This is a genomic window from Micromonospora sp. NPDC049523 (assembly GCF_040676775.1).
Taxonomy (GTDB): Bacteria; Actinomycetota; Actinomycetes; order Mycobacteriales; family Micromonosporaceae; genus Micromonospora_G.
The window spans coordinates 26,155-51,788 of the sequence record NZ_JBFAPP010000034.1; the positions used below are offsets into that span (position 1 = coordinate 26,155).

A 25,634-nucleotide genomic window follows, 5' to 3' on the forward strand; every position below is an offset into this window, starting at 1 on the left:
GCGCGGTTGTGCGCCCTTGCGGACCGCCGCCGGGAGCCGGGTCCGCGCTACTCGCCCCGAACAGGCACCGGGTACGACTCCGCGTCGACCGGTTGCCGTTGGCTCGGCACCAGCGGGCGGGGCGTCGGCGTCGGGATCGGCTCGTAGCGGCGCACCAGTGCCAGGCCCAGCACCACCATCGCCCGTCCGAGGTAGAACGAGGCCTTGGCGACGGACTGGCTCGGCGTACCGGCCATCCGGGCCCGCATGGCGACCGGGACCTGCACCACCCGCAGGCCGACCCGGGCCACGTGCACCACGGTCTCGACGGTGTCGCCGAGGTACTCCACCGGGTAGGCGCGGGCGAACAGCTCGATCACCTGACGGTTGGCGGCCCGGAACCCGGAGGTGGTGTCGGTCAGCCGCGACCCGGTGATCCGGCTCAGTACGCCCGCGAGCAACGACATCGCGTACTTACGTGGACCCCGTACGGCATAGTCGCCGACCCCCGCGAACCGGGCGCCGATCACCAGGTCGGCGTGGTCCAGGGCAGCCACCAGTTCGGGCACGAACAGCGGGTCGTGCTGGCCGTCCGCGTCGACCTGGATGGCCACGTCGTAACCGTGGTCGCGGGCGTAGCGGTAGCCGAGCCGCATCGCCCCACCGACTCCGAGGTTGTACGGCAGTTGCAGCACCGCCGCGCCGGCGGACCGGGCCTGCGCCGAGGTCCGGTCCCGCGAACCGTCGTCGACCACGAGCACGTCGACGGTGGGCAGGGCGGTGCCGACCTCGCGTACCACGTCGGCGATGGAGCCGGCCTCGTTCCAGGCCGGGATGACGATCAGGATCCGCTGGTCCGCGATCACCGTTCCACCTCTTCCCGGCGGACCTCGGCCCGCAGCAGCGCCACGTCTTCGGCCAGCACCCGGGTCTCCTCCTCCAGGCGGCTGAGTTCCCAGCTCAGATGGATGCTGATCAGGAGCAGGAAGACCACGCCGCCGAAGAGCACCAGGCTGACACCGCTGACCACGCCGAGCGCGCCGGCGATCTCGTCCGGAAGCCGGGGAAAGAAGGCCAGTGGCAGCGCCACCAGCGCGACGCCGATCCAGAGTGCGGCGTACTTCTCCCGCAGTTGGCGGCGGCGCATCAACTCGACCACGACCACCAGCAGGACCAGCCCGGTGATTCCGGTCAGCAGGGTGAGTCGCATCAGTTGGTCCGTTCCTCTCGCGCACGCGGGGCGGTGACGACGTCGACCAGCTCCCGTTCCGCGGGCTGCAGATCGGGTCGGAGCCCGACCGGCTCGGCGGCGGGGCCGGCGGGCAGCACCCGGTCCGGCGCGGTGAGACGCCAGTGGGAGGCGATCAGGATGGCGCCGGCCACGATGGCGAGCAGGATCGGGGTGACCGATCCGAGCGCCGGGTGCCACTCACCGCCCAGGACGTTGAACGAGATCACCCCTCGCCGGGGCGGCAACCCCTTCTGGAACCGCACCATCGTGTAGGCGAGGGCGCCGAGGTGGGCGGGGACCAGCAGGACGACGAACAGCCGGATCAGCTTGCGCAACGGGTCGACCAGGCCGCTCTCGGCCACCGTGTACGCGGCCAGGATCGGCACCCCGACCAGCAGCGGCAGGAAGTACCGCCCCTGGCCGATGAACGCGTACTCGTTGACGTTGATCGCCTCGATCACGCTCGGCACCAGCATGCCCAGCGCGCCGAGTCCGGCGACCCGCCAGCGGGCGGCGTTCCCACCCAGGGCGAGCGCCAGCAGGACCAGGGTGCCGACCGAGAAGTACCAGGCGAGGTTGATCAGCATGGGCAGCGGGGTGTCCAGCCAGCCGAGCACCCCGACCAGTTCCTGGATGTAGCTGTTCCACCGGTCGAAAATCTCGATCTTCATCGCGCCGACCAGGCTCAGGTGCCGACTACCCACGCCGTTCGGGGTGATCTCGGCGGTCTTCTTCCAGAGGGTCCAGCCGACCGAGGCGATCCCGGTCGCGGCGAGCGCGCCGGACAAGATCCAGAACCGCCGGGACCGCAGCAGGGCGCGGTACGCCGGCAGGCTCAGCCCGACGAGCAGAACCGCGGCGATGACCGCGAACCAGGCGGGTCCACCCGACCGTACGGTGAGCAGCACCGCGCCGCCCACGCCGGTGAGCCACCAGGCGGACCGTCGCCGGCCGGCACCGTCCGGCTCCAGCAGGACGGCGATCAGTCCCACGACCATGGCCGCACCTGCGGCGATCTCGATCGCGTTCGGGTTGACCGCTCCGGCGAGGTGCGCGGTGATCGGGGTGACCGCGACCAGGATGCCGCCGAACGCCAGGCGGTGACGCAGGGTCAGGGCCACCGAGGTCGCCCAGGCGAACAGGGCGGCCACCAGGGCGGCACTGACCAGCCGGGCGAGCAGGACGCCGGCCATGTTCGGGGAGAGCACCAGCGGCCAGCCGACGGTCAGGTAGTACGCCGGGTTGTAGCGACCGGCCGGGGTGAGCACCCGGACCAGGGTGTCGTCGCCGCCGGGCCCCCGGACGCAGCTCGCGTCCTGGTCCGGGTGGTGCGCGAAGCAGTTGCTCCGGATCAGGCTCTTCGGCACCTCGTGGTAGGCGCCGGGAAATTTGCCCTCTTTCGCCGGTGCGGGGGCGATGTCGCCGGAGGCCACCCCGTACGCGTGCTGGATGTGCCGCATCTCGTCCGGCGTGCCGTCGTAGGGCGTGGCGACAGCCCAGGCCGCGAACAACAGGAAGAAGCCGGCGAACGGCAGCATCACCCGCAGTAGCAGACCTGTGGAATGCCGGGTTGACGGGTGTGGCCGTACGGGTGCGGCCATGGGGGTGGTCACGGGTGCCGAGGGTACTCGATGTCCGGCCACGAGCGGGTTCGGGTGCAAGCGCACCGCGGCGCGTACGCGGCTATGCTCACCGGTCGTGACGACGACTGCCGACCAGAGCACTCCCGACACCCGGGTGCCCGCGTCCGGATCCACCCGGCCGAGCGGCCTGGTACGCCGACTCCTCAACACCGGTTTCGTCCGGTACCTGGTGGTGGGCGGTGGGAGCGCGGCGCTCGACACCGGCCTGCTGTGGCTCCTGCACGGCGCGTTCAACGTCTGGCTGCCGTTGGCGACGTTCGTCGGCGTGGTGACCTCGACCGGGCTGAACTTCCTGCTCAACCGGAGCTGGGTCTTCTCCTCGACCGGCGGGGCCGGCGGGCAGCTCGTCCGCTACCTCATCCTGGTCGGCGTCAACTGGGTGCTCACCGTGCTCATGGTGGCGGCGCTGGCGGGGCTCGGGCTGAACTATCTCGTGGCCAAGTGCGTGGCGCTGGTGGTGCTGACCACGCTCAACTTCGTCGTCTACCGGGCCTGGGTCTTCCGCGACCCGACCGCGACGGCGGCGGACCGGAAGCTCGGCTGAGTCCGGGTACCACCGGCACGATCGGCAACGGGGGGCGACGCGTGCTGCGTCGCCCCCCGTTCATCGCTGATCAGGTCAGAGGTACTGACCGGTGTTGCTGGCGGTTTCGATGGAGCGGCCGGCCTCGGCGCCCTTGCCCCCGGAGACGAGCGTACGGATGTACACGATCCGCTCGCCCTTCTTGCCGGAGATCCGAGCCCAGTCGTCCGGGTTGGTGGTGTTGGGAAGGTCCTCGTTCTCCCGGAACTCGTCGACGCAGGCGTCGAGCAGGTGCTGCAGGCGCAGCCCCTTGCGTCCGGAGGAGAGGAACTCCTTGATCGCCATCTTCTTGCCCCGGTCGACGATGTTCTGGATCATCGCGCCGGAGTTGAAATCCTTGAAGTAGAGCACCTCTTTGTCACCGTTGGCGTAGGTGACCTCGAGGAACCGGTTCTCCTCGGTTTCGGAGTACATCCGCAGGACCACGGCCTCGATCATGGCCGCCACCGTCGCCTGGGCATCCTGCCCGTGCTCGGTGAGGTCGTCCGAGTGCAGTGGCAGCCCGGTGAGGATGTACTTGGAGAAGATGTCCCGGGCCGCCTCGGCGTCCGGCCGCTCGATCTTGATCTTCACATCGAGTCGGCCCGGGCGCAGGATGGCCGGGTCGATCATGTCCTCCCGGTTGGAGGCGCCGATCACGATGACGTTCTCCAGCCCCTCCACGCCGTCGATCTCGCTGAGCAGCTGTGGAACGATCGTGTTCTCCACGTCCGAGGAGACACCGGAGCCGCGGGTGCGGAACACCGAGTCCATCTCGTCGAAGAACACGATCACCGGAGTGCCCTCGCCGGCCTTCTCCCGAGCTCGCTGGAAGATCAACCGGATGTGCCGCTCGGTCTCGCCGACGTACTTGTTGAGCAGCTCCGGACCCTTGATGTTCAGGAAGTAGCTGGTGTGCTTCTGCTCACCACGCCGCTCGGCGATCTTCTTCGCCAGCGAGTTTGCCACCGCCTTGGCGATCAAGGTCTTCCCGCAGCCCGGCGGACCGTAGAGCAGGATGCCCTTCGGCGGGCGCAACTGGTGCTCCCGGAACAGCTCGGCGTGCAGGAACGGCAACTCGACCGCGTCCCGGATCTGCTCGATCTGGGACTGGAGGCCACCGATGTCGCTGTAGTCGACGTCGGGCACCTCCTCGAGGACGAGTTCCTCCACCTCGCTCTTTGGGATGCGCTCGTACGCGTACGCCGAGCGCGGTTCGATCATGAGCGAGTCGCCGGCTCGAATCGACGAGCCGATCAGTGTCTCGGCGAGATGCACGATCCGCTCTTCGTCGGCGTGGGAGATCACCAAGGCCCGGTCACCCGGACCGCCGGTGGGACTCTCCAACACCTCCTTGAGCATCACGACCTCTCCGACCCGCTCGAAGCCGAACGCGTCAACAATGTTGAGCGCGTCGTTGAGCAGGACCTCCTGACCACGTCGTAGCTCGTCGACCTCCAGTGACGGAGATACCGCCACGCGCAGCTTCCGACCGCCGGTGAAGACATCCACCGTGCCGTCGTCGTGCCGCGCGAGGAAGACGCCGTACCCGCTGGGTGGTTGAGCCAGCCGGTCGATCTCTTCCTTGAGCGTGACGATCTGGGCCCGTGCCTCTTTGAGGGTGCTCACGAGCCGGTCGTTGTTCTCGGTCAGTCGAGCTAGCTGCGCCTGGGTAGCCGCCAGTCGCTCCTCGAGCTGCCGGACGTGTCGGGGGCTTTCGGTCAGCTTGCGCCGCACCAAGGCCAGTTCCTCTTGAAGGAACGCGACCTGGGTGGAGAGATCGTGGGCCTCCTTCTCCCACCGTGCGGCGCGCGAGTCCGCGTCGTCGCTGCGTGCCACGTCCCACCTCCCCGGGGGGCTTGAACGTTCTGCCCTAACACTAGCCGCTATGACGCCGATTCGGTCCCATGCAACACCCTCGTCACCGAACCTTGATCGTCACGGGGGACGCCGCTGGGGTCGTACGGGGGCGTTCGGGTACCGTCGGGTACGTGCCGGACGAACGGATGGAGGGGTCATCGTGGTAACCCAGACCGAGACCGATGAGCTGCGCGTTTGGGTGGACCAGGACCTCTGCACGGGCGACGGCCTGTGCGTCCAGTACGCCCCGGAGGTGTTCGAGTTCGACATCGACGGCCTGGCGTACGTCAAGAACGGCTCGGGCGAGATGCTGCTCGCCCCGGGCAGCCGGGTCGACGTACCCGCCCATCTGCGGCTCGACGTGATCGACGCGGCCAAGGAGTGCCCGGGCGACTGCATCCACGTGCTGCGCAGCCGGGACGACGTCGAGGTCGCCGGTCCGGACGCCGAGGACTGATCCGGGCGCGGACGACCGGTTCACCGACCCGGGCGCGCGACCGCGCGGCGCGGCGGATCGGGATCCGGCGGTTCTAGCCGGCTCGGCCGGGGGAAACACCCAGCCGGACCGGTCACAGCATGGGACGACCGAGCACCGACGCGACCAGTCGGGCAAACTCCTCGAGCCGGGCGATCTGCCCCGCACCGCCGTCGTCGAACGTCTTGCCGAAACGCAGTGCGTCGTGCCGGGGCGAACCCACCACCTCGTCCGCCGGCACCCCCTCGTCCAACGAGCTGAGCAGCAGGTACACGTCGATGCTGTCGACGCGTACGCCGCCGCTCGGGGTCCGGGTCAGCCGCCGCCGGCATCCCACCTCGGTCACCGTCGAAACCGGCACGACCCGCAGCGACGAGGTCATCGACCCGGCCGGGCCGTCGTCCGGCGGGATGTCCTCGCCGTGCCAGAGGATCAGCCGGCTGCCGTCGCAGACCGCCACCTCCTGCCAGACCCCGTTCACCTCGTTGACGAACCGCTCCAGGGTGAAACCCAGCACGGAGGCGCCACGCAGCACGCCGCCCAACGCCTCCAGCGCCACCTCGGGGTCGCGGAGGTACGCCCGCGCCGCCGACTCCAGGTCCTGGTACGGCGACCAGTCCGGGAAGACGGCGGGGAGGTCCCCGCCGCCGAAGGTGGGCCTGCTCATGCGGACCTCCCGAGGTTGATGATCACTGCACGTCCCTCTACCCCGCCTCGTCCACGCCACCCGCCGGGGCGAGCGTCGCCGACTCCGCGTCCCGAGCGGCCTGCTCTGCCGCCCGCAGTCCCGCCTTGCGCGCCGCGTACGCCTCGACGCCCTTGCTGGGCTTGCGACGCCGCGGCGGCGCGGTCACGCCGGGTGCCAGCTTGCGCGCGGAGACCAGGAACGCCGTGTGCGCGATCATCCGGTGGTCGGGGCGCACCGCCAGCCCCTCCAGATGCCAGTCGCGCACCAGCGACTCCCAGGCCCGGGGCTCGGTGAAGCCGCCGCGCTCACGCAACGCCTCCACCAGGTCGGAGAGCTGGGTGGTGGTGGCCACGTAACCGATGAACACACCACCGGGCACCAGCGTGCGCGCCACCAGGTCGAGCACGTCCCACGGGGCGAGCAGGTCGAGGATGATCCGGTCGAACTCCGGCTCCTGGCAGGTCGCCACGTCGCCCACGGTCAGGTGCCAGGACGGGTGCGGGCCGCCGAAGAAGGCCTCCACGTTGCGCCGGGCGATCTGGGCGAAGTCGTCGCGCAACTCGTACGAGTGCAGCTCACCGGTCGGGCCGACCGCACGCAGCAGGGAGCAGGCCAGCGCACCGGAACCGGCACCGGCCTCGAGCACCTTCGCACCGGGGAAGATGTCGCCCATGGCGACGATCTGCGCGGCGTCCTTCGGGTAGATCACCTGGGCGCCACGGGGCATCGAGAGCACGTAGTCCGAGAGCAGCGGACGCAGCGCGAGGTAGGCGGTCCCGCCCGCGGAGGTGACCACACTGCCGTCGGGCAGCCCGATCAGGTCGTCGTGCTCGAGCGCACCCCGGTGGGTGTGGAACGACTTGCCGCCCTCCAACGTGATCGTGTGCATCCGACCCTTCGGATCGGTCAACTGCACCCGGTCACCCGGCCGGAACGGGCCACGGTGGGCCGGTACCGGTTCGGCGTCGGTGGGGTGGGCGGTGGTGGGCTGTGCGGTCACTGAGTCATCTTTCGTTTCGGCTCCAGGAGCTGCGCCAGATCGGCGATGTGCAAAACGCCGACGACATCTTCGCCTGACGTCACGAGATACTGCGCGCCCGGGTCGGTCTGCACGGCCTGGATGACCTCCTCGCCGTCCAGCCCGACCGGGAGGGTCGGGAGTCCGTCCAGGCCACGGGCCACCGTGTCGACCGCGACCCATGGCCGCCGGTCCACCGGCACCGCCTCGGCGGCGGCCCGGTCGACCAGGGCGACCAGCCGACCCGACGAGTCGTCGACGCCCAGCGCCACCGGCGCCGGCCCGGCGTCCAAGCCCCGCCGCTGGGCCTCGGCCAGCGGTGTTCCGGTGGGCACCCGGAACACCGGTCGGGCAAGTTGGTGCAGGTCGATCAGGGGGAACCGACGGCTGATCCGGGCCATCCGGATGGACTGGCCGGCACCCTGCCAGAGGGTGAAGGCAACCAGCACCATCAGGGCCAGCCCCAGCGGTGCGATCAGCCCGACCCAGGTCAGTACGCCGACCAGCACAGCGGTGACAACCGCGACGGCCCGGCCGGCCCAGCCGGCGACCTCGGTGCCGAGGTGCCGATCCCGACTGACCGCCCAGACCAGGGCACGCAACGCACGGCCGCCGTCGAGCGGCAAACCGGGCAGGATGTTGAAGACCGCCACGATGAGGTTGCTCACCGCCAGTTGCAGGGCGAACTGGTCGGGCAGCGTGCGATCGGGCAACAGTACGGTGGCCACCACCGCGGCCAGGCCCAGCACCAGCGACACGGCCGGGCCGGCGAGCGAGACCAGCAGGTCCACCCGGGGCGTCGGGGCGTCGCGGTCCATCTCGGTGTAGCCGCCCAGCAGTTCCAGCGTGATCCCGCGTACGCCGATGCCGTGCCGGCGGGCGGTCACCGCGTGGCCGAGTTCGTGCAACAGCACCGAACCGAGCAGGCAGACCACGAATCCGAAGCCCACCAGGTAGCCGGTGACCTGCGACAGCTCCAGCTCACGACGGACGAACTCGCCGTACACCACGGTCACCAGGACGGCCAGCAGCACCATCGAGGCGTTGACGTAGACCGGTACCCCGAGCACCCGCCCGACGGCGAGGCCGGGACGGCGGTCCGGCCGGGTTTGCCGTCTTGAACTCTGCTGCACCGTGTCGATGCTACGTAACTGCGCGGAGCAAGCTCGCCCGCGGCATGCTTGCGGGCCCCGTGCCCGCGTAACCGTCGTACCGGTGGCCTAGCCTTCCGGTCATGGTGGCGGAGATGGTGACGAAGCAGACGGCCGGGCGATCCCCGGTGACCGAGCGGCCCCCCGGGCCCTCCCTCTCGCCGTCGCGGGCGGCGGATTTCAAGACCTGCCCGCTGCTCTACCGGTTCCGCAGCATCGACCGGCTGCCCGAGCGGACCAGCCTGGACCAGATCCGCGGCACCCTGGTGCACGCGGTGCTGGAACGCCTCTTCGACCTGCCCGCGGTGGACCGCACGCCGGCGGCCGCGGGCGACCTGGTGATACCGCAGTGGGACGAGTTGGTGGCCCGGGAGCCGGAGCTGACCGACCTGTTCCCCGAGGATGCGGCGATCGACGTGACCGAGTTCCTCGGCTCGGCCCGCCGGCTGCTCGACGGCTACTTCACCGTGGAGGATCCGCGCCGGCTCGAGCCCGCCGAGCGGGAGACGCTGATCTCCACGGTCGTCGACGACGAGTTGCTGATCCGGGGTTACATCGACCGGCTCGACGTCGCCCCGGACGGGGCGCTGCGGGTGGTCGACTACAAGACCGGCGGCGCGCCCCGGGAGGCGTTCGAGGCACGTGCGCTGTTCCAGCTGAAGTTCTACGCGCTGGTGCTCTGGCGTACCCGCGGGGTGGTGCCGAAGGTGCTCCGGCTGCTTTACCTCAAGGACGCCGAGATCTGCGACTACGCGCCGGACGCCGACGAACTCGCCCGGTTCGAACGCACACTGGTCGCCCTCTGGCGGGCGATCGAGCAGGCCACCGCGAAGCAGGACTTCCGGCCGAAGCCGAGCCGGCTCTGCGACTGGTGCAGCCACCAAGCGCTCTGTCCCGCCTTCGGCGGCACGCCGCCGCCGTTCCCGGAACTGACGATCACCGCGGTCGTGCCGGAGCAACCGAGCCGGGCCGCAGGGCCCGCCGTGGACGAGTAGGCCTCCTCCCAAGACGGGTCGCCCTCCTCCCGGGACGGGGCGCCCTCCTCCCGGGACGGGGCGCCCTCCTCCCGGGACGGGGCGCCCTCCTCCCGGAGGAGGAGGCGCGCTCCACCTCCGGGTCCGGACGACACCGCCCCGACAGCGGCTACCGTGCGGAGATGACCCGCATCGACGTCCCGGCCGCCCTCGACCGGCCGCCGGGTCGGACCGCGCCGGACGCCGGGCCGCCCCCGCCCACCGGCCGCTGGCGGGGCCTGCTTCCCACCGGGTACGACCCGGTCGTGCTCGGCCGCGACGTCCTGCTCGCGGGACTGGTGGTGCTGGTAGAGGTGCTGCTGGTGGCGACCGGACCACCGGGGGCCGTAACCGACGGATGGCCGAGAACGATCACCTGGAGTCTGGTCTGCGCGGTGCCGATCGTGCTGCACCGGGTGTGGCTGCCGGCCGCGGTGGCACTCGCGCTGACCGGTTTTGCCGCCGCGGTGGTCGACGGGCACCAACCGCTGACCGCGGTGGTGGCGTTCATCCTGCTGACGTACACCGCGGCGGCCGGGCTCACCCTGCGCCGGGCAATACTCGTGGCCACCGCGCTCTGGGTGCCGATCCTGGTCACCGCCCTGGCGCTGCCCGTAGCTCGGGACCAGATCGGGGTCTCCGGCGGCTACCTGCTCTTCACCAACGTGCTGATCGCGTTGGTCTGCTTTTTCGTCGGACGTACGGTGCACGCCCGCCGGGCGACCATCCGGGCGCTGGAGGAACGTGCCCGGGTCGCCGAGGAGAACCAGCGCTCCATGGCCGACCAGGCGGTCGCCGACGAGCGGCGTCGGATCGCCCGGGAGCTGCACGACGTGGTGGCGCACCACGTCAGCGTGATGAGCGTGCTGGCGACCGGCGCCCGGCGGGTGCTGCCCCGCGACCCGGCCGCCGCGGACGAGGCCCTGGACAGCATCGCGGAGACCGGCCGGACCACCCTGCGGGAGCTGCGCCGGCTGCTCGACGTGCTGCGTACCGACGCCGAGCCGGCCGCCGACCTCACCCCTCAGCCCGGACTCGCCGGCCTCGAGTCGCTGGTCGACCAGGTACGCGAGGCGGGTCTGCCGGTCACCCTGCGGATCGACGGCGTGCCGGCACCGTTGGAGCCCAGCCTCGCCCTGACCGTCTTCCGGATCGTGCAGGAGGCGCTCACCAACGCGCTCAAGCACGCTGGTACGGCCACCGCACAGGTCCGGCTGACCTTCGGCGTCTACTGGCTGGTGGTCGAGATCCTCGACACCGGGCGGGGCCCTTCGCTCGACCCCAACCTGGCCGGACACGGCCTGGTCGGGATGCGGGAGCGGGTCGCCCTCTACGGTGGAACCCTGCGTACCGGCCCCCGCCCGGGCGGCGGCTTCCGGGTGTACGCGAAGGTACCGATGGAACGCCTCGGCGTACCGAGCAACGAGGAGACGGCGTGACCGAGCACCGCGAGGTTGGCTATACGCGGGGTGGTGCGCGTCCGGTACGGATCCTGCTCGCCGACGACCAGCCGTTGCTGCGTACCGGGTTCCGGATGGTGCTCAGCGCCGAGAGTGACCTCGACATCGTGGGCGAGGCGGGTGACGGTGCCGAGGCGGTCGACCTGGCCCGTCGGCTGCTGCCCGACGTGGTGCTGATGGACATCCGGATGCCACGGATGGACGGGGTGGCGGCGACCCGGGTGATCGTCGAGTCCCGGCTGCCGGTACGGGTGCTCATCCTGACCACGTTCGACCTGGACGAGTACGTGGTGGGGGCGTTGCGGGCCGGTGCGAGTGGCTTCCTGGCCAAGGACGTACCGGCCGACGACCTGGTGACCGCGATCCGTACGGTGGCCGCCGGTGAGGCGGTGGTCGCCCCACGCATCCTCAAGCGGCTGCTGGACCAGTTCGCCGGTGTGCTGCCCGACCCGTCGGCAACCCCGCCGAAGGCGCTCGACGTGCTCACCGATCGGGAGCGTGAGGTGCTGGTGCACATTGCCCGGGGACTGTCCAACGCGGAGATCGCGCGCACGTTGTCGATCAGTGAAACCACGATCAAGACGCATGTCGGACACGTACTCACCAAACTCGGTCTGCGGGATCGGGTGCAGGCGGTCGTGTTGGCGTACGAATCGGGATTGATCCGTCCGGGCGCGTGACGCACCGATAACGGTCGTGCGACGTAGCGTGCCGAGCCCGTACCCTCCTGTGGTCGGAGCCGGAGGGTACGACGGTCGTACCGCAAAACCCTCCGTCGGCAGGATGGCCGGATTGCCCCGGCCACCTAGCGTGACCCAGGACGGCAACCGTCGTCATCGAACGAGGGAGAGATCGTGACGGGGACTACACCCGCGGCCGGCGCTACGGCAGCGGCGCGTGCCAATGACGTATGGAAGGTGTACGGCAGCGGTGAAGCACAGGTCATCGCCCTACGCGGAGTCACCGCCGAATTCGAACAAGCCCGCTACACCGCCATCATGGGACCCAGCGGCTCCGGCAAATCCACCCTCATGCACTGCCTCGCCGGACTCGACTCCGTCACCCGCGGCACCATCCACATCGGCGACACCACCGTCACCGGACTCAACGACAACGGACTCACCAAACTCCGCCGCGACAAAGTCGGCTTCATCTTCCAACAATTCAACCTCCTCCCCACCCTCACCGCCGAAGAAAACATCCTCCTCCCCCTCTCCATCGCCGGCCGCAAACCAGACCCCGACTGGTACAACACCGTCATCAAAACCGTCGGACTAGCCGACCGACTCCACCACCGACCCAACCAACTCTCCGGCGGCCAACAACAACGCGTCGCCTGCGCCCGCGCCCTCGTCGCCAAACCCGACGTCATCTTCGCCGACGAACCCACCGGAAACCTCGACAGCCGAGCCGGCGCAGAAGTCCTCACCTTCCTCCGCGACAGCGTCCGCAACCACCACCAAACCATCGTCATGGTCACCCACGACCCCGTCGCCGCCAGCTACGCCGACCGCGTCATCTTCCTCGCCGACGGCGCCATCGTGGACGAGTTGACCGATCCCACGGCGGAAGCGGTGCTCGACACCCTCAAGCACCTGGACGTGCTGGCCCACCAGGCCGAGGTGGCGTGATGCTGCGTGCCACGCTGAAGAGCCTGCTCTCGCGCAAGCTCCGGCTGGTCCTGTCCGGTTTCGCGATCATCCTCGGCGTGATGTTCGTGGCCAGTGCCTTCGTGCTCACCGACAGCCTCGGCGGCCGGTTCGAGCAGTTGTTCCAGACCCTCAACAAGGACGTGGCGGTCCAGGTGCAGGCCACCGACGAGGCGCAGGAGGAGGTGACCCCGCCGCTGCTGACCGAGGCCGACCTGGATCGGCTGGCCGCGGTGGACGGGGTCCGCTCGGTCGCCGGGGACGCCAGCTCGGAGGGGATCACCCCGTTCCGCAAGGACAACGGCAAGGCACTGCCGGCGGGCGCCCCGCACCTCGGCATCGGGCTGGCCGACGACGACTTCGTCGCCGACGGCCTGCTGCACGTGGCGGAGGGTCGGGCGGCACAGGCCGACAGCGAGGTCACCCTGACCCGCTACACGGCCGAGCAGACCGGGCACCAGATCGGTGACCGGATCAAGATCTACGTGCCGCGGAGCGCGACCAGCCCGGAGTGGACTGTCGTCGGTCTGCTGGAGTATTCCGGTGGGCGGACATCGCTCGGCGGCGAGACGATGGTCGGCTTCACCGTGCCGGAGGCGCAGCGACTCTTCTACGGCACCACCGGGGTGTTCGGCGCCGCCCAGCTCGAGGCCGAGCCGGGGGTGTCGCAGCAGACGCTGAAGCAGCGGGTCGCCACGGTCACCCCGACCGGGTTCGAGGCGATCACCGGCCAGGAGGCAGCCGACGAGCAGGCTTCCCAGCTGAAGCAGCTACTGACGTTCGTGAACTGGTTCTTCCTCGGCTTCGCGTTGATCGCGCTGCTGGTCGGAATGTTCCTGATCTTCAACACCTTCAACATCATCATTGCCCAGCGGTCGCGGGAGCTGGCGCTGCTGCGGGCGCTCGGCGCCAGCTGGCGGCAGGTCACCGGCAGCGTGTTGGTCGAGGCGCTGGTGGTGGGCGTGATCGCGTCCACCCTGGGGCTGGGCGCCGGCATCGCGGTCGCGGCCGGGCTACAGGCGCTCGCCTCCGCCGCCGGTTTCCCGCTGCCGGAGGGTGGACTCACCGTCAGCAGCACCGCCATCATCGCGTCGTACCTGGTCGGCGTGGTGATGACGGTGATCGCGGCGCTGGTCCCGGCGGTCCGCGCCGCCGGGGTGCCGCCGATCGCGGCCATGCGCGACGTGGTCCGGCCGGACAAATCGCTGCGCGCGCTGACCATCACCGGCGGGGTGATCACCGCGATCAGCATCGCACTGCTCAGCATCGGTCTGGTCGGGGTGGAAGGGCTGACCGCGGTCGCGCTCGGCGGCGGCGTACTGCTCGCGGTGGTCGGGGTGGCGCTGCTCTCCCCGGCGCTGACCCGCCCGGTCGCCGGCACGATCGGCCTCCTGGTGAGCTGGGGCGCCGCGACCGGGATCGGCCGGCGCAACACGCTGCGCAATCCGCGCCGGACCGCGGTGACCGCGGCGGCGCTGATGGTCGGCGTGACCCTGGTCAGCGCGGTCAGCGTGATCGGCGCGTCGCTGAAGGCCAGCGTCACGGACCTGGTGGAGAACGACCTGAGCGCCGCGGTCATCGTGACCACGGGGGTGGTGGCGCCACCGAGCGGCAAGGAGGGGTTCGACCCCGCCCGGCTGGAACAGGCGGCCCGGATTCCCGGCGTCACGCAGGTACTCGCGACCCATCTCGCGGTGCTGCCGCTGGACGGCAACGCGAACTCGTACGTCCAGGCGGCCGACCTGCCCACCGCCCGGTCCCTGATGTCGATGGAGCAGGTGTCCGGCACGTTGACCCCGAGCGGGGACAACGAGGCGATCGTCGACGACGGCACCGCGGAGACCAACGGCTGGAAGCTCGGCAGCACCTTCGTGGTCACCATGCCGGTTGGGGGCGACCGGACGTACACGATCGCCGGGATCTATCAGCGGACGGCGGTGGCCAACGGCGTGATCCTGCCGCCGTCGCAGGTGCAGTACTTCGCCGGGCCGCTGGCCTTCCAGGGCCTGGTCCAGGTTTCCGAGGGCACCGACGTGGCCGCGGTGACCCGCCAGGTCGAGCAGCTCATGGCCGACTACCCGCTGGTCAGCGTGGTCGACCAGGCGAGCTTCATCAAGCAGCAGACCTCGGCGGTGGACCAACTGCTGGTGATCTTCTACGTGCTGCTGGCGCTGGCCGTACTGGTGGCGTTCCTCGGCATCATCAACACCCTGGTGCTGAGCATCTACGAACGCACCCGGGAATTGGGCCTGCTGCGTGCGGTGGGCATGGGCCGCCCGCAGATCCTGGCGATGGTGGGCGTGGAGTCACTGCTGATGGCCGTCTTCGGCTGCCTGCTCGGGGTCGGACTCGGGGTGGCGCTCGGGGTGACGGTCACCGAGGTGCTGCGCAACCTGGACGCGATCTCGATCGTCGCGCTGCCGTACCTGCAGCTCGTCGGATTCCTGGTCGCGGCCGCGCTGGCCGGGGTGCTGGCCGCCGCGTGGCCGGCCTGGCGGGCGTCGCGACTCAACGTGCTGCAGGCGATCTCGTACGAGTAGACAACCGGCGGTACGAGTGCGGGGTGGGCGTTCGCGCCCGCCCCGCACTGCCGTCTCTGTCGCTGGAAGGCGCTGGATGACCGGGTGAGGCACGGTCGGCGATCCGGTCAAATCACCACACGAAGCGCTCTGTTGCGGAAAGATCCGGTAGGGCGATCGGAATGGGTCGCTAGCAGTCAGGGGCAACCCTGAGTGTGGCATCCGGGCCGACCCGCAGCGGAATATCCGCTGTGGCTCCACCCAGGGGTGGACGAGTCGGGCTTTGGCGGCACCGACGATGGAGACTGCCGGCCGGACCAGGGTGCCCGGACGGATCAGACTTTCATCGAAGGAGAATTCGAGTGACCGCGACGGTAGGCCAGAATACGCAGGCGGCTGCGCGTGCCAACGAAGTGTGGAAGGTGTACGGCAGCGGTGAAGCACAGGTCATCGCCCTACGCGGAGTCACCGCCGAATTCGAACAAGCCCGCTACACCGCCATCATGGGACCCAGCGGCTCCGGCAAATCCACCCTCATGCACTGCCTCGCCGGACTCGACTCCGTCACCCGCGGCACCATCCACATCGGCGACACCACCGTCACCGGACTCAACGACAACGGACTCACCAAACTCCGCCGCGACAAAGTCGGCTTCATCTTCCAACAATTCAACCTCCTCCCCACCCTCACCGCCGAAGAAAACATCCTCCTCCCCCTCTCCATCGCCGGCCGCAAACCAGACCCCGACTGGTACAACACCGTCATCAAAACCGTCGGACTAGCCGACCGACTCCACCACCGACCCAACCAACTCTCCGGCGGCCAACAACAACGCGTCGCCTGCGCCCGCGCCCTCGTCGCCAAACCCGACGTCATCTTCGCCGACGAACCCACCGGAAACCTCGACAGCCGAGCCGGCGCAGAAGTCCTCACCTTCCTCCGCGACAGCGTCCGCAACCACCACCAAACCATCGTCATGGTCACCCACGACCCCGTCGCCGCCAGCTACGCCGACCGCGTCATCTTCCTCGCCGACGGCGCCATCGTCTCCGAACTGATCGAACCGACGCCGGAGACCGTGCTGGACACGATGAAGAAGCTCGACGGGCTCGCCGAGGCGGCGCTCTGATGCTGCGCGCAACCCTGAAGAGCCTGCTCGCCCGCAAGGTCAGGTTGATCCTGTCCGGGCTGGCCGTGGTGCTGGGCGTCATGTTCGTCTCCGGCTCGTTCGTGCTCACCGACACGCTCGGGCGTTCCTTCGACTCGGTGTTCAGCGACGCGTACGCCAACACCGACGTGAACGTGGCGGCGAAACCGAAGATCGCGGTGAACGAGTTCGAGGGCGAACAGCTCGCGAACCCGCTGCCGGCGGCGACGCTGGACACCGTACGGAAGGTGCCCGGTGTCGCCGAGGCCACCGGGGTGGTGGCGACCGACGGTGCCCGCCTGATCGGCAGCAACGGCAAGGTCGTCACCTCGTTCGGGCCGCCGCAACTGGGCGAGAACTGGACCGGCGAGGACGACCTGGTGAAGTTGCGCGAGGGCCGCGCGCCGACCGCCGACACCGAGATCGTGATCAACGCCGGCCTGGCCAAGGCGGCCAAGGTCAAGGTCGGCGACCGGGTCGGCGTACTGGTCGACCTGGCCCCGAAACAGGAGTTCACCCTGGTCGGGGTCTTCGGTTACAGCGGTGACCGGGACAGCCTCGGCGGGGTCAACGAGGTGGCGTTCACCGACCCGGTCGCCCAGCGGCTGATGCTCGGGGAGACCAACGTCTTCACCAACATCTCCGTACGCGCCCAGGACGGGGTCGACCAGGCCACACTGCGCGACCGGGTCGCGGCGGCGGTCGGCGACGGGTACGAGGTGAAGACCGGCAAGCAGCTCTCCGCCGACTCCTCTGCCGGGCTGAAGGAGGGACTCGCCTTCTTCAACCAGATCCTGCTCGGCTTCGCCGGGGTGGCGCTGCTGGTCGGTACCTTCCTGATCCTCAACACCTTCTCGATCATCGTGGCGCAGCGCACCCGTGAGCTGGCCCTGATGCGGGCGATCGGGGCCAGCGGCAAGCAGGTGATCCGTTCGGTCCTGGTCGAGGCGGTGGCGATCGGCCTGGTCGCCTCGATCCTGGGCCTGGGCGCCGGCATCGGGGTCGGTGCGCTGCTGGCGTACGCGTTCGGGCAGTTCGGCGGCGGCCTGGAACTGGCCGGCGTGGGTGTGCCACCGACCGCGGTGATCAGCTCGTTCGCGGTCGGGATCCTGATCACGGTGGTCGCCGCGCTGATCCCGGCGATGCGCGCGTCCCGGATCCCGCCGATCGCGGCGATGCAGGACGTGGCCACGCCGGACCGCCCGCTGACCAAGCTCACCGTGGCCGGAGCGGTGGTGTCGGTGCTCGGCGCCGGGCTGCTGGCCCTGGGTCTGACCGGTACGGCCGGCGACGCGATCCTCGGCACCATCCTCGGCGGCGTACTGCTCGCGTTCATCGGGGTGGCCCTGCTGACCCCGGTGATCAGCCGACCGGTGGTGTCCCTGCTCGGCCGGATCTTCTCCTGGTCGGTGCCGGGCAAGCTCGGCCGGCTCAACTCCGGCCGCAACCCGCGCCGGACGGCGATCACCGCCGCCGCCCTGATGATCGGCATCGCGCTGGTCACCGGCGTGACGATCATCCTGGACTCGGCCAAGTCGAGCATCTCCGGCCTGGCCGAGGACACCATCAGCGCCGACCTGGTGATCTCCGGTGCGCAGTCCGGGCCCCGGCCGCCGACCTTCGACCCGGTGGTCCTGGAGCGGGCCGCCGCCCTGCCCGGGGTGAAGGCGGTCGCCGGTTTCTGGGGTGACATGGCGCTGGTCGACGGCCAACGCGAATTCGTCAACGCCACCAACGACGTGGCGGCGGTGCGGGACATCTACGGGGTGAAGGCGACCGCCGGCAGCGTCGACGCGCTCACCCCGGACCAGGTGCTGATCGACGCCGACACCGCACGGGACCTCGGCCTGACCGTCGGCGCCACCGTACCGGTGCAGCTGTCCCGGGGCGACCCGCACACCTACACGGTCAGCGGCATCTACGCCGAGTCGGAGCTGTACAGCGGCTTCCTGCTGCCTCCCGGCGCGACGAAGGACTTCGCCATCCCCCGGCCGTCGCAGGGCTACCTGCAACTGGATCCGGGTACGTCGGTCGGGCAGGTGCTGCCGGCGGTCGAATCGCTGCTCGCGGACAGTCCCGAGGTGTCGGTCGCGGACCGGGCGTTGTTCATCGAGCAGCAGACCGGGCAGTTCGACACCCTGCTCCGAATGATCCAGATCCTGCTGGCGCTGGCGATCCTGATCGCCGTACTCGGGATCGTGAACACGCTGGCGCTGTCGGTGCTGGAGCGGACCCGCGAGTTGGGGCTGCTGCGGGCGATCGGGCTCAACCGGGCCCGGACCATGTGGATGGTGACCGTGGAGGCCGTGGTGATCTCGGTCTTCGGTGCGCTGCTCGGGATGGCTGTCGGCACCGGGCTGGGCGCGGCGGTGGTCCGCGCGCTACGCGACGACGGCATCACCGATCTGGTGCTGCCGTGGGCACAGCTCGGCGTACTGATCGGGCTGGCGGCGGTGGTCGGCGTGGTCGCGGCGGTGCTGCCGGCGATCCGCGCCGCCCGGATCAACGTGTTGGGCGCGATCGCGCACGAATAGCCGCTCCGGGGGAATGGGGGTGGTGGGGCGGCGGCGGGGGGCGCCCCCCCCCCCCCCCCCCCGCGCGGGGGGGGGGGGGGGGGGGGGGGGGGGGGGCCCCCCCCCCCCCACCGCACGTCTCAGGCCGGCGAGGTGGGCAGGTCCAACGGGGCCACCAGGCGGGCGAGCAGGTCCAGGTCCGCACCGGTCAGGCTCTCCAACAGGTGTACGCCGTCCACCCGGCCCAGCGGCACCTCACTGGGCACCGCGAGTACGGCGGCACCGGCGGCAACCGCACTGGTTACCCCGGCCGGAGAGTCCTCGATCGCCACACACCGCTCGATCGGCACCCCGAGCATCCGGGCGGCGGTCAGGTACGGCTCCGGATCCGGTTTCGTGGCCAGCACCTCGTCGCCGCAGACCACCACGTCGAACCGGTCCCGTCCGAGCGTTTCGAGGGCGACCTCGACCAGTTGCCGGGCGGTGGAGGTGACCAGCGCGGTCGGTATCCCGGCGGCCCGCACCAGGTCCAGCAGCCCGACGGCGCCGGGACGCCAGGGCAGACCGGCGACGAAGAGTTCGGCCATCCGCTTCTCCAGCCAGGCCGCGCCGTACGCCGGGTCCCGGTCCTGTGCCAGGTCGGTGTTGAGGATCGCCATCGAGCTGGCCATGCTGGAGCCGATCATCGCCATCCGGGCGGGCTCGGAGAGCCGACCGCCGTAGTGGGCGGCCAGTTCGTGCAGGGCGACGTCCCACAGCTTCTCGCTGTCGACGAGCGTGCCGTCCATGTCGAAGAGCACGGCGGCTGGATGCTGGCCAGTCAGGGGATCCTCCCGGGTACGAGCGCTGATCCCCCGATCATGCCAAGCACGGGTCGGGGCGGTGCGCGTACTCGGGGTGAACTGTGGCCGATCCCTCAGGGTGCGGGCGGGTTCAGGTCAGATCGCAGGCGGCGAAGGAGCGCTCGTAGCCGCGGAAGAAGGAATCGATCCGCTGCTCGGCGGTGCCGTGCGAGCCCTCGGCGAACCACGGCTGGTCGGGGTCGTCGCCGACCGCGACCAGCCCGGTCCGGAACTCGTCCAGGTCACCGTCCTGCAGGTCGAGCTGCCGCTCCTGCACCGAGTCACCGATGTACGCCCCCGCCATGCAGTCGGCCTGGAGTTCCGCCTGGATGGTGAACTGGTGCGAGATGCCGAGCCGCGCCTGGATCGCGTGGGCGTACTCGTGGCCGAGCAGGAAGAACAGGAACGCGTCCCCGATCTGCCGGAACGCGGCCACCGCCCAGTTCACGTCGTACGCGATGAAGTCCCCGGCCGGGCAGTAGACCGCGTTGTTGCGTGGCAGCGGCTGCTGACCACAGGAAACCTCGCCGTCGCGGGAGTACGCGAACACCCGTCGCACCGGCTGGAACTGCTGCCGGGACTCGGTGAACCGCGCGTCCCAGTACAGCTCGGCGAGCCGGACCGCGCCCGGGATGTCCCGCTCGAACTCCTCGACGGTGCCCGAGCCGTCGACCGGCTCACCCGACGAGGGCGCCGGAGCGGGGGCCGGCTCCTCCCCTGTCGTACCGGGTCCGATCGCGCAGGCGAGCGTGACCACCAGCACCGCGACCAGGCCGAGCAGTCCCGCACTCCGCCCGGATCGGTACCCGGTTGCTGTCCGCATGGCGACCTCCTCGGCGATCGTGGCCGCCCGGCGTCCGGCGGTGGTTCCATAATTCCCGCCCGGCCGGTTCCTGACCACGATCCACATTGGCAGGTGCCCGTCGGCGTACCGAGCGCGGGGTGTGCGGTAGACGGGGATCCCCGCGGCTGCCGGGTTCGGGTACGGAAAAACCGGCCGACCGTGTAGTACGGCCAGCCGGTTTCTCGTCCCTCCCACCGGTGTCTACCGGCTGCCGGCGCCGATCGGTGTGGGCGATACCAGCGGGTTCGGCGTCTGGTCGGTGACCGGGCGGGGCGTACGCCGGATGGTCGGTACGAGCAGCGCCGCCGCGACGGCCAGCACGGAGAGCCCGGCCAGCAGGGCGAACCCGTGGCTGTAGCCGGCTTCCCGGGGCAGTCCGCTCGACTGGAGGTTGCTGGTCACGATGCTGCTCATCATGGCCGCGCCGATCGCGCCGCCGATCGTACGGATGTTGGCGTTCATCCCGACCGCGGCACCGGTGTGGTGGGCGGGCACGCTCTTCACGATCAGGTTCGTCATCGCCGAGTAGGCCAGGCCGATACCGAGGCCGAAGACGGCGGCGGCCGCTCCGAGTTGCCAACGCTCGTCATGTGCCACGACGAGCGCGGCGCAGGCCACGACGCTGAACGCCGACCCGGTGACGAGTTGCGCCTTCGCGCTGAAGACCCCTTCGAGCCGCCCGCTGAGCAGACCGGCGACGAACATGGTGACCAGCATCGGCAGCATCAGCAGGCCAGCCTCGGTGACGCTCGCGCCGAAGCCGTAGCCGGCCGCGGCGGGGGTCTGGGTGAACTGCGGGAGGAAGCCGTACAGGGCGAACATCGCCCCGCCGAACAGGAGCGCGACCAGGTTGGTGGCCCAGACCGCTGGCAGTCGCATCATCCGCATGTCGATCAGGGGGTTGGTCGAGCGGACCTCGGTGGCGGCCCAGGCGGCGAAGACCGCGACCGCTACGACCAGCAGCCCGATCACCTTCGTCGAGGTCCAGCCCCACTTCGGTGCCTCGCTGACCGCCAGCAGCAGCGCGACGAGCCAGCCCGACATCAGTGCCGCGGAGAGCAGGTTGATCCGGCCTCGGTTGCGGACCGGCGACTCGGGCACGAGCAGGTACGCCGCCAGCGCCGTCAGCGCCACGATCATCAGCGGGATCCAGAACAGCCACCGGTAACCGAGCAGGCCGACGATCGGCCCGGCGAGCACGACGCCCAGGCCGCCACCGACCGCGATGATGGCCGACATCGCGCCGATCGCGGAGGACATCCGCGACGCCGGGAACTCGTCTCGGATGATGCCGAACGACAGTGGGAAGACCGCACCGCCGACGCCCTGGATGAGCCGGGCGATGATCAGCACGGTGATGTTCGGTGCGATCGCGGCCAGCAGGCAGCCGACCGCGAGGCCGACCAGGGTGAGGACCAGGATGCGTTCCTTGCCGACCATGTCGCCGACCCGGCCGAGGATCGGCGTGAAGATCGCGGCGGAGAGCAGGTACGCGGTCAGCACCCAGGTGACCGTGCTCTGTGAGGTGTGCAGGTCGTGCTGGATCGTGGAGAGCACCGGGCTGATCAGCGACTGCATCATCGCGAAGAAGCCGGCGCCGGCCGCGAGTACGGCAAAGGTCAACTGCCGAGGGGTACGTCTGGTGGTCGATGCCACGAGAACTTCCTTACGAAGTAGCTGGGATAGATGTTGCCGATGGCCCGACCGGCGCGCCTGGTCGTCCGGCGGGCGGACATCGAGCGAACGTGCTACGCCCACCCCGTTCCGACGGGGAGGTAAAGTATGTGGAGGGTTCCCTCCGGACGTTACCGGAGGGGTGCCTCCGAAAACATTACCGGAGGGATACCTCCGGTCGCAACGGAAGCAGGGAGACCCGGCTGTGACGAGCGCCGCACAGGTACCCGAGACCCTCTCCCGACGCCCGAAGCGGGCCGACGCGCTGCGCAACTACGAGAACCTGGTCTCCGCCGCGCGCGACGCCTTCGCCGAGCACGGGTCGTCGGCCTCGCTGGAGGACATCGCCCGGCGGGCACAGGTGGGCATCGGGACGCTCTACCGACACTTCCCGACCCGCCGCGACCTCTTCGAAGCCGTCTACGTCGACGAGGTCGAGGCACTGTCCCGCTCCGCCAACGACCTGGCCGACGCACCGCCGTGGGAGGCACTGGTCGACTGGCTGCACCGGCTGGTCGGATACATCGCCACCAAGCGGGCGCTGGCCGAGGAACTGCTGCACGACTCCGAGATCTTCCAGCGGTGCCGTACCGAGGTATACGACGCCGGCCGGCCGCTGCTCGTACGCGCCCAGGCTGCCGGGGTGGTGCGCACCGACACCAACATCGACGACGTGATGCGGCTGGTCAGCGGCATCACGATGATCAAGGTGAGCGAGCCCAGCCAGCTCGACCGGGTGCTCGACATGGCCCTCGACGGCCTGCGCCCCCAGGCGCCGAGGGGCTGACTCACTCCGGGCGCAGGTGCGTCACCGAGTTGTACTCGGCCAGCACCAACCGCCCGGTTCCGCCCGCCCAACGCGTGATCGAGGCGTTCGCGACCATCCCGCCCCGGACGACCGATTCCAGGTCCGCCAGCGACAGCCCTTCGACCAGGTGACGCAACATCAACACCACCGAGTCGTGCGCCACCAGCAGCACCCGTACTCCTGCGTGCTCCCGGCGTACGTCGGCGAGCAGTGCCCGGAGGCGGGCGGCGACGTCCAGCAATGACTCGCCGCCCGGCGGACGCCAGTGGAATTCGCCGACGGCGGCCCGGCGGGCCGCCTCGGCCGGAAACCGTGCGGCGATCGCCGCGCCGGTCAGCAACTCCAACTCGCCCATGACCCGGTCCCGCAGCCGGTCGTCGACCCGCGGCGCCGGCAGGTCCGGGCCGCCCTCCGCCCGCGCCGCGTCCGCCGCCAGCCGCCAGGTCTGCACCGCCCGCAGGTACGGCGAACAGAGCACCACCTGCGGCCGGTGCTGCACCGCGAGTGCCCCGAGCCGGTGCCCGAGCGCGACCGCCTGCGCCTGCCCGAGCGGCGAGAGCGTGATGTCGGCGTCCCGCCCGGTGACCCCGGACTCGTCCCTGCCCGCCGCCTCGGCCAGGGCGAACGCCGCGTTGGCGGTGCTCTGCCCGTGCCGGACCACCGTCAACTCCGCGATCTCGGCGGGTGGGGTTCGACGGCCCACGACATCACCCCGTCCCTCTGTCGGTTACCAGGGTCAACGGTTGCGGCGGCGACGGGACATCGCCCAGAGCACGCCGCCGAGCGTCGCGGCGAACAGCGGCAGCAGACAGACGATCGACAGTAAGACCAAATGCCACGGCTTGATTGCACCCATTCGCCGTACCCTACGGTGATCTTCCGTCCGTCGGGTCCCCGGATCCGCCCAGGCTCACAGCACGCCGTCGAGCTGGGCGAACAACTCCGCCGGCACGGGCCGGTCGTGCCGCCGGGCCAGCCGGGTGCCGGTGCGCGTGCCCCAGCGTGTCCCACGCCCGCAGCGTCTCCCCTCGCTCGCACTAGCCGCGCCGGTCGACCTCGATCAGGGGGCTCGGCGCTCCGGCCGACTCGATAGGCAACCGATGGTTGCGGGAAGCTGGGCGGACGGCTAGCGTAATGCGCAACCAAACGTTGCACATCGAGGAAGAGTGACCAGCATGGAGTACGGCAGCATCGAACGGGAGATCCACGTCGACGCCCCACCCGAGGTGGTCTTCGAGGTCGTCAGCAGCCCCGAGCACATCTCGCAGTGGTGGACTGACGACGCCGAGTTCGACGTGACTCCCGGCACGGTCGGTGAACTCGTCTGGGGCGACCGGGCGACGGTCGTCCCGATGCGGGTGGTGACCGCCGAGCCGCCCCGACTGTTCTCGTTCCGCTGGTGCTACCCCGAGGGAACGGTCGAAGATTCCGCGAACTCGCTGCTGATCACGTTCGAGCTCACCCCGTCGGGCACCGGCACCAGGATTCGACTCACCGAAACCGGGTTCCGGGAGATGGGCTGGGAGGCCGCGAAGGTGGCGGAGCACTACGACGACCACATCCACGGCTGGGACACCTTCGTTCCCCGGCTCGGGGAGTACCTCGCGCGGCTGGTGTCGACCCCGTGACCACTGCGGTCGACGACGACCTGTGGTCCGCGGTCGGGGATCCGACCCGTCGGCGGATGCTCGACCTGCTCCTGGCCGATGGCGACGGCACGGCCACCAGCCTCAGCGAGCAACTGCCGGTGACCCGGCAGGCCATCGCGAAACATCTCGGCGTGCTCGACCGTGTCGGTCTGGTGCACGCCACGCCGGCCGGGCGCGAGCGGCGCTACCGGGTGGACGAGGCGCAGCTTGCCCGCGCGGTCGCGCAGTTGTCCTCGGTGGGGGCGGCGTGGGACGCCAGGCTCCGGCGCATCAAACGGATCGCCGAGGCCATCCAGCGCGGCACGGAGCAGCGCGGTTCACAGCAGTGAAATCAAAAGCCAACACCGGAAGAAGGATCGAAATGGTGGACATCCTGCACCGGGTCGGAATCAGGTCGTCGGCGGCCGAGGTCTACGAGGCCCTGACGACCGCCGAGGGGCTCGCCGGCTGGTGGACGACCAACACCCAGAGCGACGGCGACAACCTCGGCGGCCTGCTTCAGTTCCGGTTCAGCGCCGGTGGTTTCGACATGAAGGTTCTCGAACTCGACCCGGGCAAGCGGGTGCTGTGGGAGGTGGTCGACGGACCCGAGGAATGGATCGGCACCCAGGTGGACTGGGGCCTCGACCAGGCCGACGACTACGCCGTCGTCCTGTTCAAGCATCAGGGCTGGAAGGAGCCGGTGGAATTCATGCACCACTGCAGCACCAAGTGGGCGCTCTACCTGATGAGCCTCAAGTCCCTGATCGAGACCGGGAAAGGCGCGCCGGATCCCCACGACGTCAAAATCGACAACTGGGACTGACGTTCCCGCTAGGGCGCGTTTTATAAGTCCGGTCGGAGCCACTCGCCGATGGCGGTGATGGTCAGGACGGCCTGGTAGCGGACGGCGAGTTTGTCGTATCGGG

At 70.0% G+C, this 25,634-nt stretch carries 24 protein-coding genes; 13 read left to right on the top strand and 11 right to left on the bottom strand.

The window, feature by feature from the left end; all coding sequences use genetic code 11:
• Positions 1 to 47 precede the first annotated feature (47 nt).
• Genes AB0J90_RS33160 through AB0J90_RS33170 form a run of 3 tightly spaced genes read right to left on the bottom strand, consistent with a single transcriptional unit; the run spans position 48 to position 2,823 of the window.
• Entirely contained in the window at positions 48 to 845 is a 798-nt protein-coding gene (locus AB0J90_RS33160) for a glycosyltransferase family 2 protein (RefSeq protein ID WP_363602792.1), read from the bottom strand.
• Positions 842 to 1,189, bottom strand: coding sequence for a DUF2304 domain-containing protein (locus AB0J90_RS33165; protein ID WP_326558580.1), 348 nt, complete (start codon positions 1,187 to 1,189; stop codon positions 842 to 844). Before AB0J90_RS33165 ends, AB0J90_RS33160 begins: the two co-directional genes overlap by 4 nt.
• Positions 1,189 to 2,823, bottom strand: a complete 1,635-nt coding sequence (locus tag AB0J90_RS33170; RefSeq protein WP_363602794.1) for a DUF2142 domain-containing protein — start codon at positions 2,821 to 2,823, stop codon at positions 1,189 to 1,191. Before AB0J90_RS33170 ends, AB0J90_RS33165 begins: the two co-directional genes overlap by 1 nt.
• Positions 2,824 to 2,908: 85 nt before the next feature.
• Between AB0J90_RS33170 and AB0J90_RS33175 the strand changes: the two genes are divergently transcribed.
• Positions 2,909 to 3,397: a GtrA family protein gene (locus tag AB0J90_RS33175; protein ID WP_363602798.1), complete on the top strand. Its 489-nt coding sequence runs from the start codon at positions 2,909 to 2,911 to the stop codon at positions 3,395 to 3,397.
• Positions 3,398 to 3,472: 75 nt separating this feature from the next.
• On the opposite strand, the gene arc is transcribed toward AB0J90_RS33175, so the two are convergent.
• Positions 3,473 to 5,254, bottom strand: a complete 1,782-nt coding sequence (arc, locus tag AB0J90_RS33180; protein WP_363602800.1) for a proteasome ATPase — start codon at positions 5,252 to 5,254, stop codon at positions 3,473 to 3,475.
• Positions 5,255 to 5,435: 181 nt separating this feature from the next.
• Here arc and AB0J90_RS33185 point away from each other — a divergent pair, with 181 nt between their 5' ends.
• Positions 5,436 to 5,732 (top strand): ferredoxin, encoded by a 297-nt coding sequence (locus AB0J90_RS33185; RefSeq protein ID WP_363602803.1) that lies wholly within the window; start codon positions 5,436 to 5,438, stop codon positions 5,730 to 5,732.
• A 112-nt stretch (positions 5,733 to 5,844) separates the two neighbouring features.
• On the opposite strand, the gene AB0J90_RS33190 is transcribed toward AB0J90_RS33185, so the two are convergent.
• The 3 genes from AB0J90_RS33190 to AB0J90_RS33200 are packed head-to-tail and all read right to left on the bottom strand — an operon-like array spanning position 5,845 to position 8,526.
• Complete coding sequence (locus tag AB0J90_RS33190; protein WP_326558585.1) at positions 5,845 to 6,417, bottom strand: hypothetical protein; 573 nt, start codon at positions 6,415 to 6,417, stop codon at positions 5,845 to 5,847.
• Positions 6,418 to 6,454: 37 nt separating this feature from the next.
• Positions 6,455 to 7,438 (bottom strand): tRNA (adenine-N1)-methyltransferase, encoded by a 984-nt coding sequence (locus AB0J90_RS33195; RefSeq protein ID WP_363602805.1) that lies wholly within the window; start codon positions 7,436 to 7,438, stop codon positions 6,455 to 6,457.
• The gene (locus AB0J90_RS33200) at positions 7,435 to 8,526 is read right to left on the bottom strand and encodes a M50 family metallopeptidase (RefSeq protein WP_363602840.1); all 1,092 of its coding nucleotides are present in this window, start codon (positions 8,524 to 8,526) and stop codon (positions 7,435 to 7,437) included. Before AB0J90_RS33200 ends, AB0J90_RS33195 begins: the two co-directional genes overlap by 4 nt.
• A gap of 176 nt (positions 8,527 to 8,702) precedes the next feature.
• Here AB0J90_RS33200 and AB0J90_RS33205 point away from each other — a divergent pair, with 176 nt between their 5' ends.
• The 7 genes from AB0J90_RS33205 to AB0J90_RS33235 all read left to right on the top strand — a co-directional run bounded on the left by AB0J90_RS33205 (position 8,703) and on the right by AB0J90_RS33235 (position 18,930).
• On the top strand, positions 8,703 to 9,602 hold the full coding sequence (locus AB0J90_RS33205) for a PD-(D/E)XK nuclease family protein (protein WP_363602842.1): 900 nt from the start codon (positions 8,703 to 8,705) through the stop codon (positions 9,600 to 9,602).
• 161 nt (positions 9,603 to 9,763) lie between these two features.
• Positions 9,764 to 11,059, top strand: coding sequence for a sensor histidine kinase (locus tag AB0J90_RS33210; RefSeq protein WP_363602807.1), 1,296 nt, complete (start codon positions 9,764 to 9,766; stop codon positions 11,057 to 11,059).
• Positions 11,056 to 11,760, top strand: a complete 705-nt coding sequence (locus AB0J90_RS33215; RefSeq protein WP_363602809.1) for a response regulator transcription factor — start codon at positions 11,056 to 11,058, stop codon at positions 11,758 to 11,760. Before AB0J90_RS33210 ends, AB0J90_RS33215 begins: the two co-directional genes overlap by 4 nt.
• Positions 11,761 to 11,934: 174 nt before the next feature.
• A complete protein-coding gene (locus AB0J90_RS33220; RefSeq protein WP_363602812.1) occupies positions 11,935 to 12,711 on the top strand; it encodes an ABC transporter ATP-binding protein in 777 nt (258 codons plus the stop codon).
• Positions 12,711 to 15,269: an FtsX-like permease family protein gene (locus tag AB0J90_RS33225; protein WP_363602814.1), complete on the top strand. Its 2,559-nt coding sequence runs from the start codon at positions 12,711 to 12,713 to the stop codon at positions 15,267 to 15,269. The genes AB0J90_RS33220 and AB0J90_RS33225 overlap by 1 nt, the downstream gene beginning before the upstream one ends.
• Positions 15,270 to 15,610: 341 nt before the next feature.
• Positions 15,611 to 16,378, top strand: coding sequence for an ABC transporter ATP-binding protein (locus AB0J90_RS33230; protein WP_363602816.1), 768 nt, complete (start codon positions 15,611 to 15,613; stop codon positions 16,376 to 16,378).
• Positions 16,378 to 18,930, top strand: coding sequence for an FtsX-like permease family protein (locus AB0J90_RS33235; protein WP_363602818.1), 2,553 nt, complete (start codon positions 16,378 to 16,380; stop codon positions 18,928 to 18,930). The genes AB0J90_RS33230 and AB0J90_RS33235 overlap by 1 nt, the downstream gene beginning before the upstream one ends.
• Positions 18,931 to 19,049: 119 nt before the next feature.
• On the opposite strand, the gene AB0J90_RS33240 is transcribed toward AB0J90_RS33235, so the two are convergent.
• The 3 genes from AB0J90_RS33240 to AB0J90_RS33250 all read right to left on the bottom strand — a co-directional run bounded on the left by AB0J90_RS33240 (position 19,050) and on the right by AB0J90_RS33250 (position 22,251).
• Positions 19,050 to 19,709 (bottom strand): HAD family phosphatase, encoded by a 660-nt coding sequence (locus AB0J90_RS33240; RefSeq protein ID WP_363602820.1) that lies wholly within the window; start codon positions 19,707 to 19,709, stop codon positions 19,050 to 19,052.
• Positions 19,710 to 19,842: 133 nt separating this feature from the next.
• Positions 19,843 to 20,574 carry a neutral zinc metallopeptidase gene (locus AB0J90_RS33245; RefSeq protein WP_363602822.1) on the bottom strand — a complete coding sequence of 244 codons (732 nt, stop codon included), beginning with the start codon at positions 20,572 to 20,574 and terminating at the stop codon, positions 19,843 to 19,845.
• A gap of 222 nt (positions 20,575 to 20,796) precedes the next feature.
• A complete protein-coding gene (locus AB0J90_RS33250; RefSeq protein ID WP_363602824.1) occupies positions 20,797 to 22,251 on the bottom strand; it encodes an MFS transporter in 1,455 nt (484 codons plus the stop codon).
• Positions 22,252 to 22,474: 223 nt separating this feature from the next.
• On the opposite strand from AB0J90_RS33250, the gene AB0J90_RS33255 reads away from it, so the two are divergent.
• Entirely contained in the window at positions 22,475 to 23,056 is a 582-nt protein-coding gene (locus AB0J90_RS33255) for a TetR family transcriptional regulator (protein WP_363602826.1), read from the top strand.
• Between the two features lies 1 nt (position 23,057).
• Here the strand turns inward: AB0J90_RS33255 and AB0J90_RS33260 are convergent, their stop codons facing one another.
• A complete protein-coding gene (locus AB0J90_RS33260) occupies positions 23,058 to 23,780 on the bottom strand; it encodes a histidine phosphatase family protein (protein WP_363602828.1) in 723 nt (240 codons plus the stop codon).
• Between the two features lie 472 nt (positions 23,781 to 24,252).
• Here AB0J90_RS33260 and AB0J90_RS33265 point away from each other — a divergent pair, with 472 nt between their 5' ends.
• From AB0J90_RS33265 to AB0J90_RS33275, 3 genes are read left to right on the top strand one after another with little or no spacing between them, the layout of a single operon-like run.
• Positions 24,253 to 24,705 (top strand): SRPBCC family protein, encoded by a 453-nt coding sequence (locus AB0J90_RS33265; protein WP_363602844.1) that lies wholly within the window; start codon positions 24,253 to 24,255, stop codon positions 24,703 to 24,705.
• Positions 24,702 to 25,055, top strand: coding sequence for a metalloregulator ArsR/SmtB family transcription factor (locus AB0J90_RS33270; protein WP_363602830.1), 354 nt, complete (start codon positions 24,702 to 24,704; stop codon positions 25,053 to 25,055). The genes AB0J90_RS33265 and AB0J90_RS33270 overlap by 4 nt, the downstream gene beginning before the upstream one ends.
• Before the next feature lie 32 nt (positions 25,056 to 25,087).
• Positions 25,088 to 25,531, top strand: a complete 444-nt coding sequence (locus tag AB0J90_RS33275) for an SRPBCC domain-containing protein (protein ID WP_363602832.1) — start codon at positions 25,088 to 25,090, stop codon at positions 25,529 to 25,531.
• Positions 25,532 to 25,634 lie beyond the last annotated feature (103 nt).

Coding starts and splice junctions, on each gene's coding strand:
- AB0J90_RS33165 (WP_326558580.1), bottom strand. CDS start 1,189: ATGCGACTCACCCTGCTGACCGGAATCACCGGGCTGGTCCTGCTGGTG.
- AB0J90_RS33190 (WP_326558585.1), bottom strand. CDS start 6,417: ATGAGCAGGCCCACCTTCGGCGGCGGGGACCTCCCCGCCGTCTTCCCG.
- AB0J90_RS33205 (WP_363602842.1), top strand. CDS start 8,703: ATGGTGACGAAGCAGACGGCCGGGCGATCCCCGGTGACCGAGCGGCCC.
- AB0J90_RS33210 (WP_363602807.1), top strand. CDS start 9,764: ATGACCCGCATCGACGTCCCGGCCGCCCTCGACCGGCCGCCGGGTCGG.
- AB0J90_RS33225 (WP_363602814.1), top strand. CDS start 12,711: ATGCTGCGTGCCACGCTGAAGAGCCTGCTCTCGCGCAAGCTCCGGCTG.
- AB0J90_RS33235 (WP_363602818.1), top strand. CDS start 16,378: ATGCTGCGCGCAACCCTGAAGAGCCTGCTCGCCCGCAAGGTCAGGTTG.
- AB0J90_RS33245 (WP_363602822.1), bottom strand. CDS start 20,574: ATGCGGACAGCAACCGGGTACCGATCCGGGCGGAGTGCGGGACTGCTC.
- AB0J90_RS33265 (WP_363602844.1), top strand. CDS start 24,253: ATGGAGTACGGCAGCATCGAACGGGAGATCCACGTCGACGCCCCACCC.
- AB0J90_RS33275 (WP_363602832.1), top strand. CDS start 25,088: ATGGTGGACATCCTGCACCGGGTCGGAATCAGGTCGTCGGCGGCCGAG.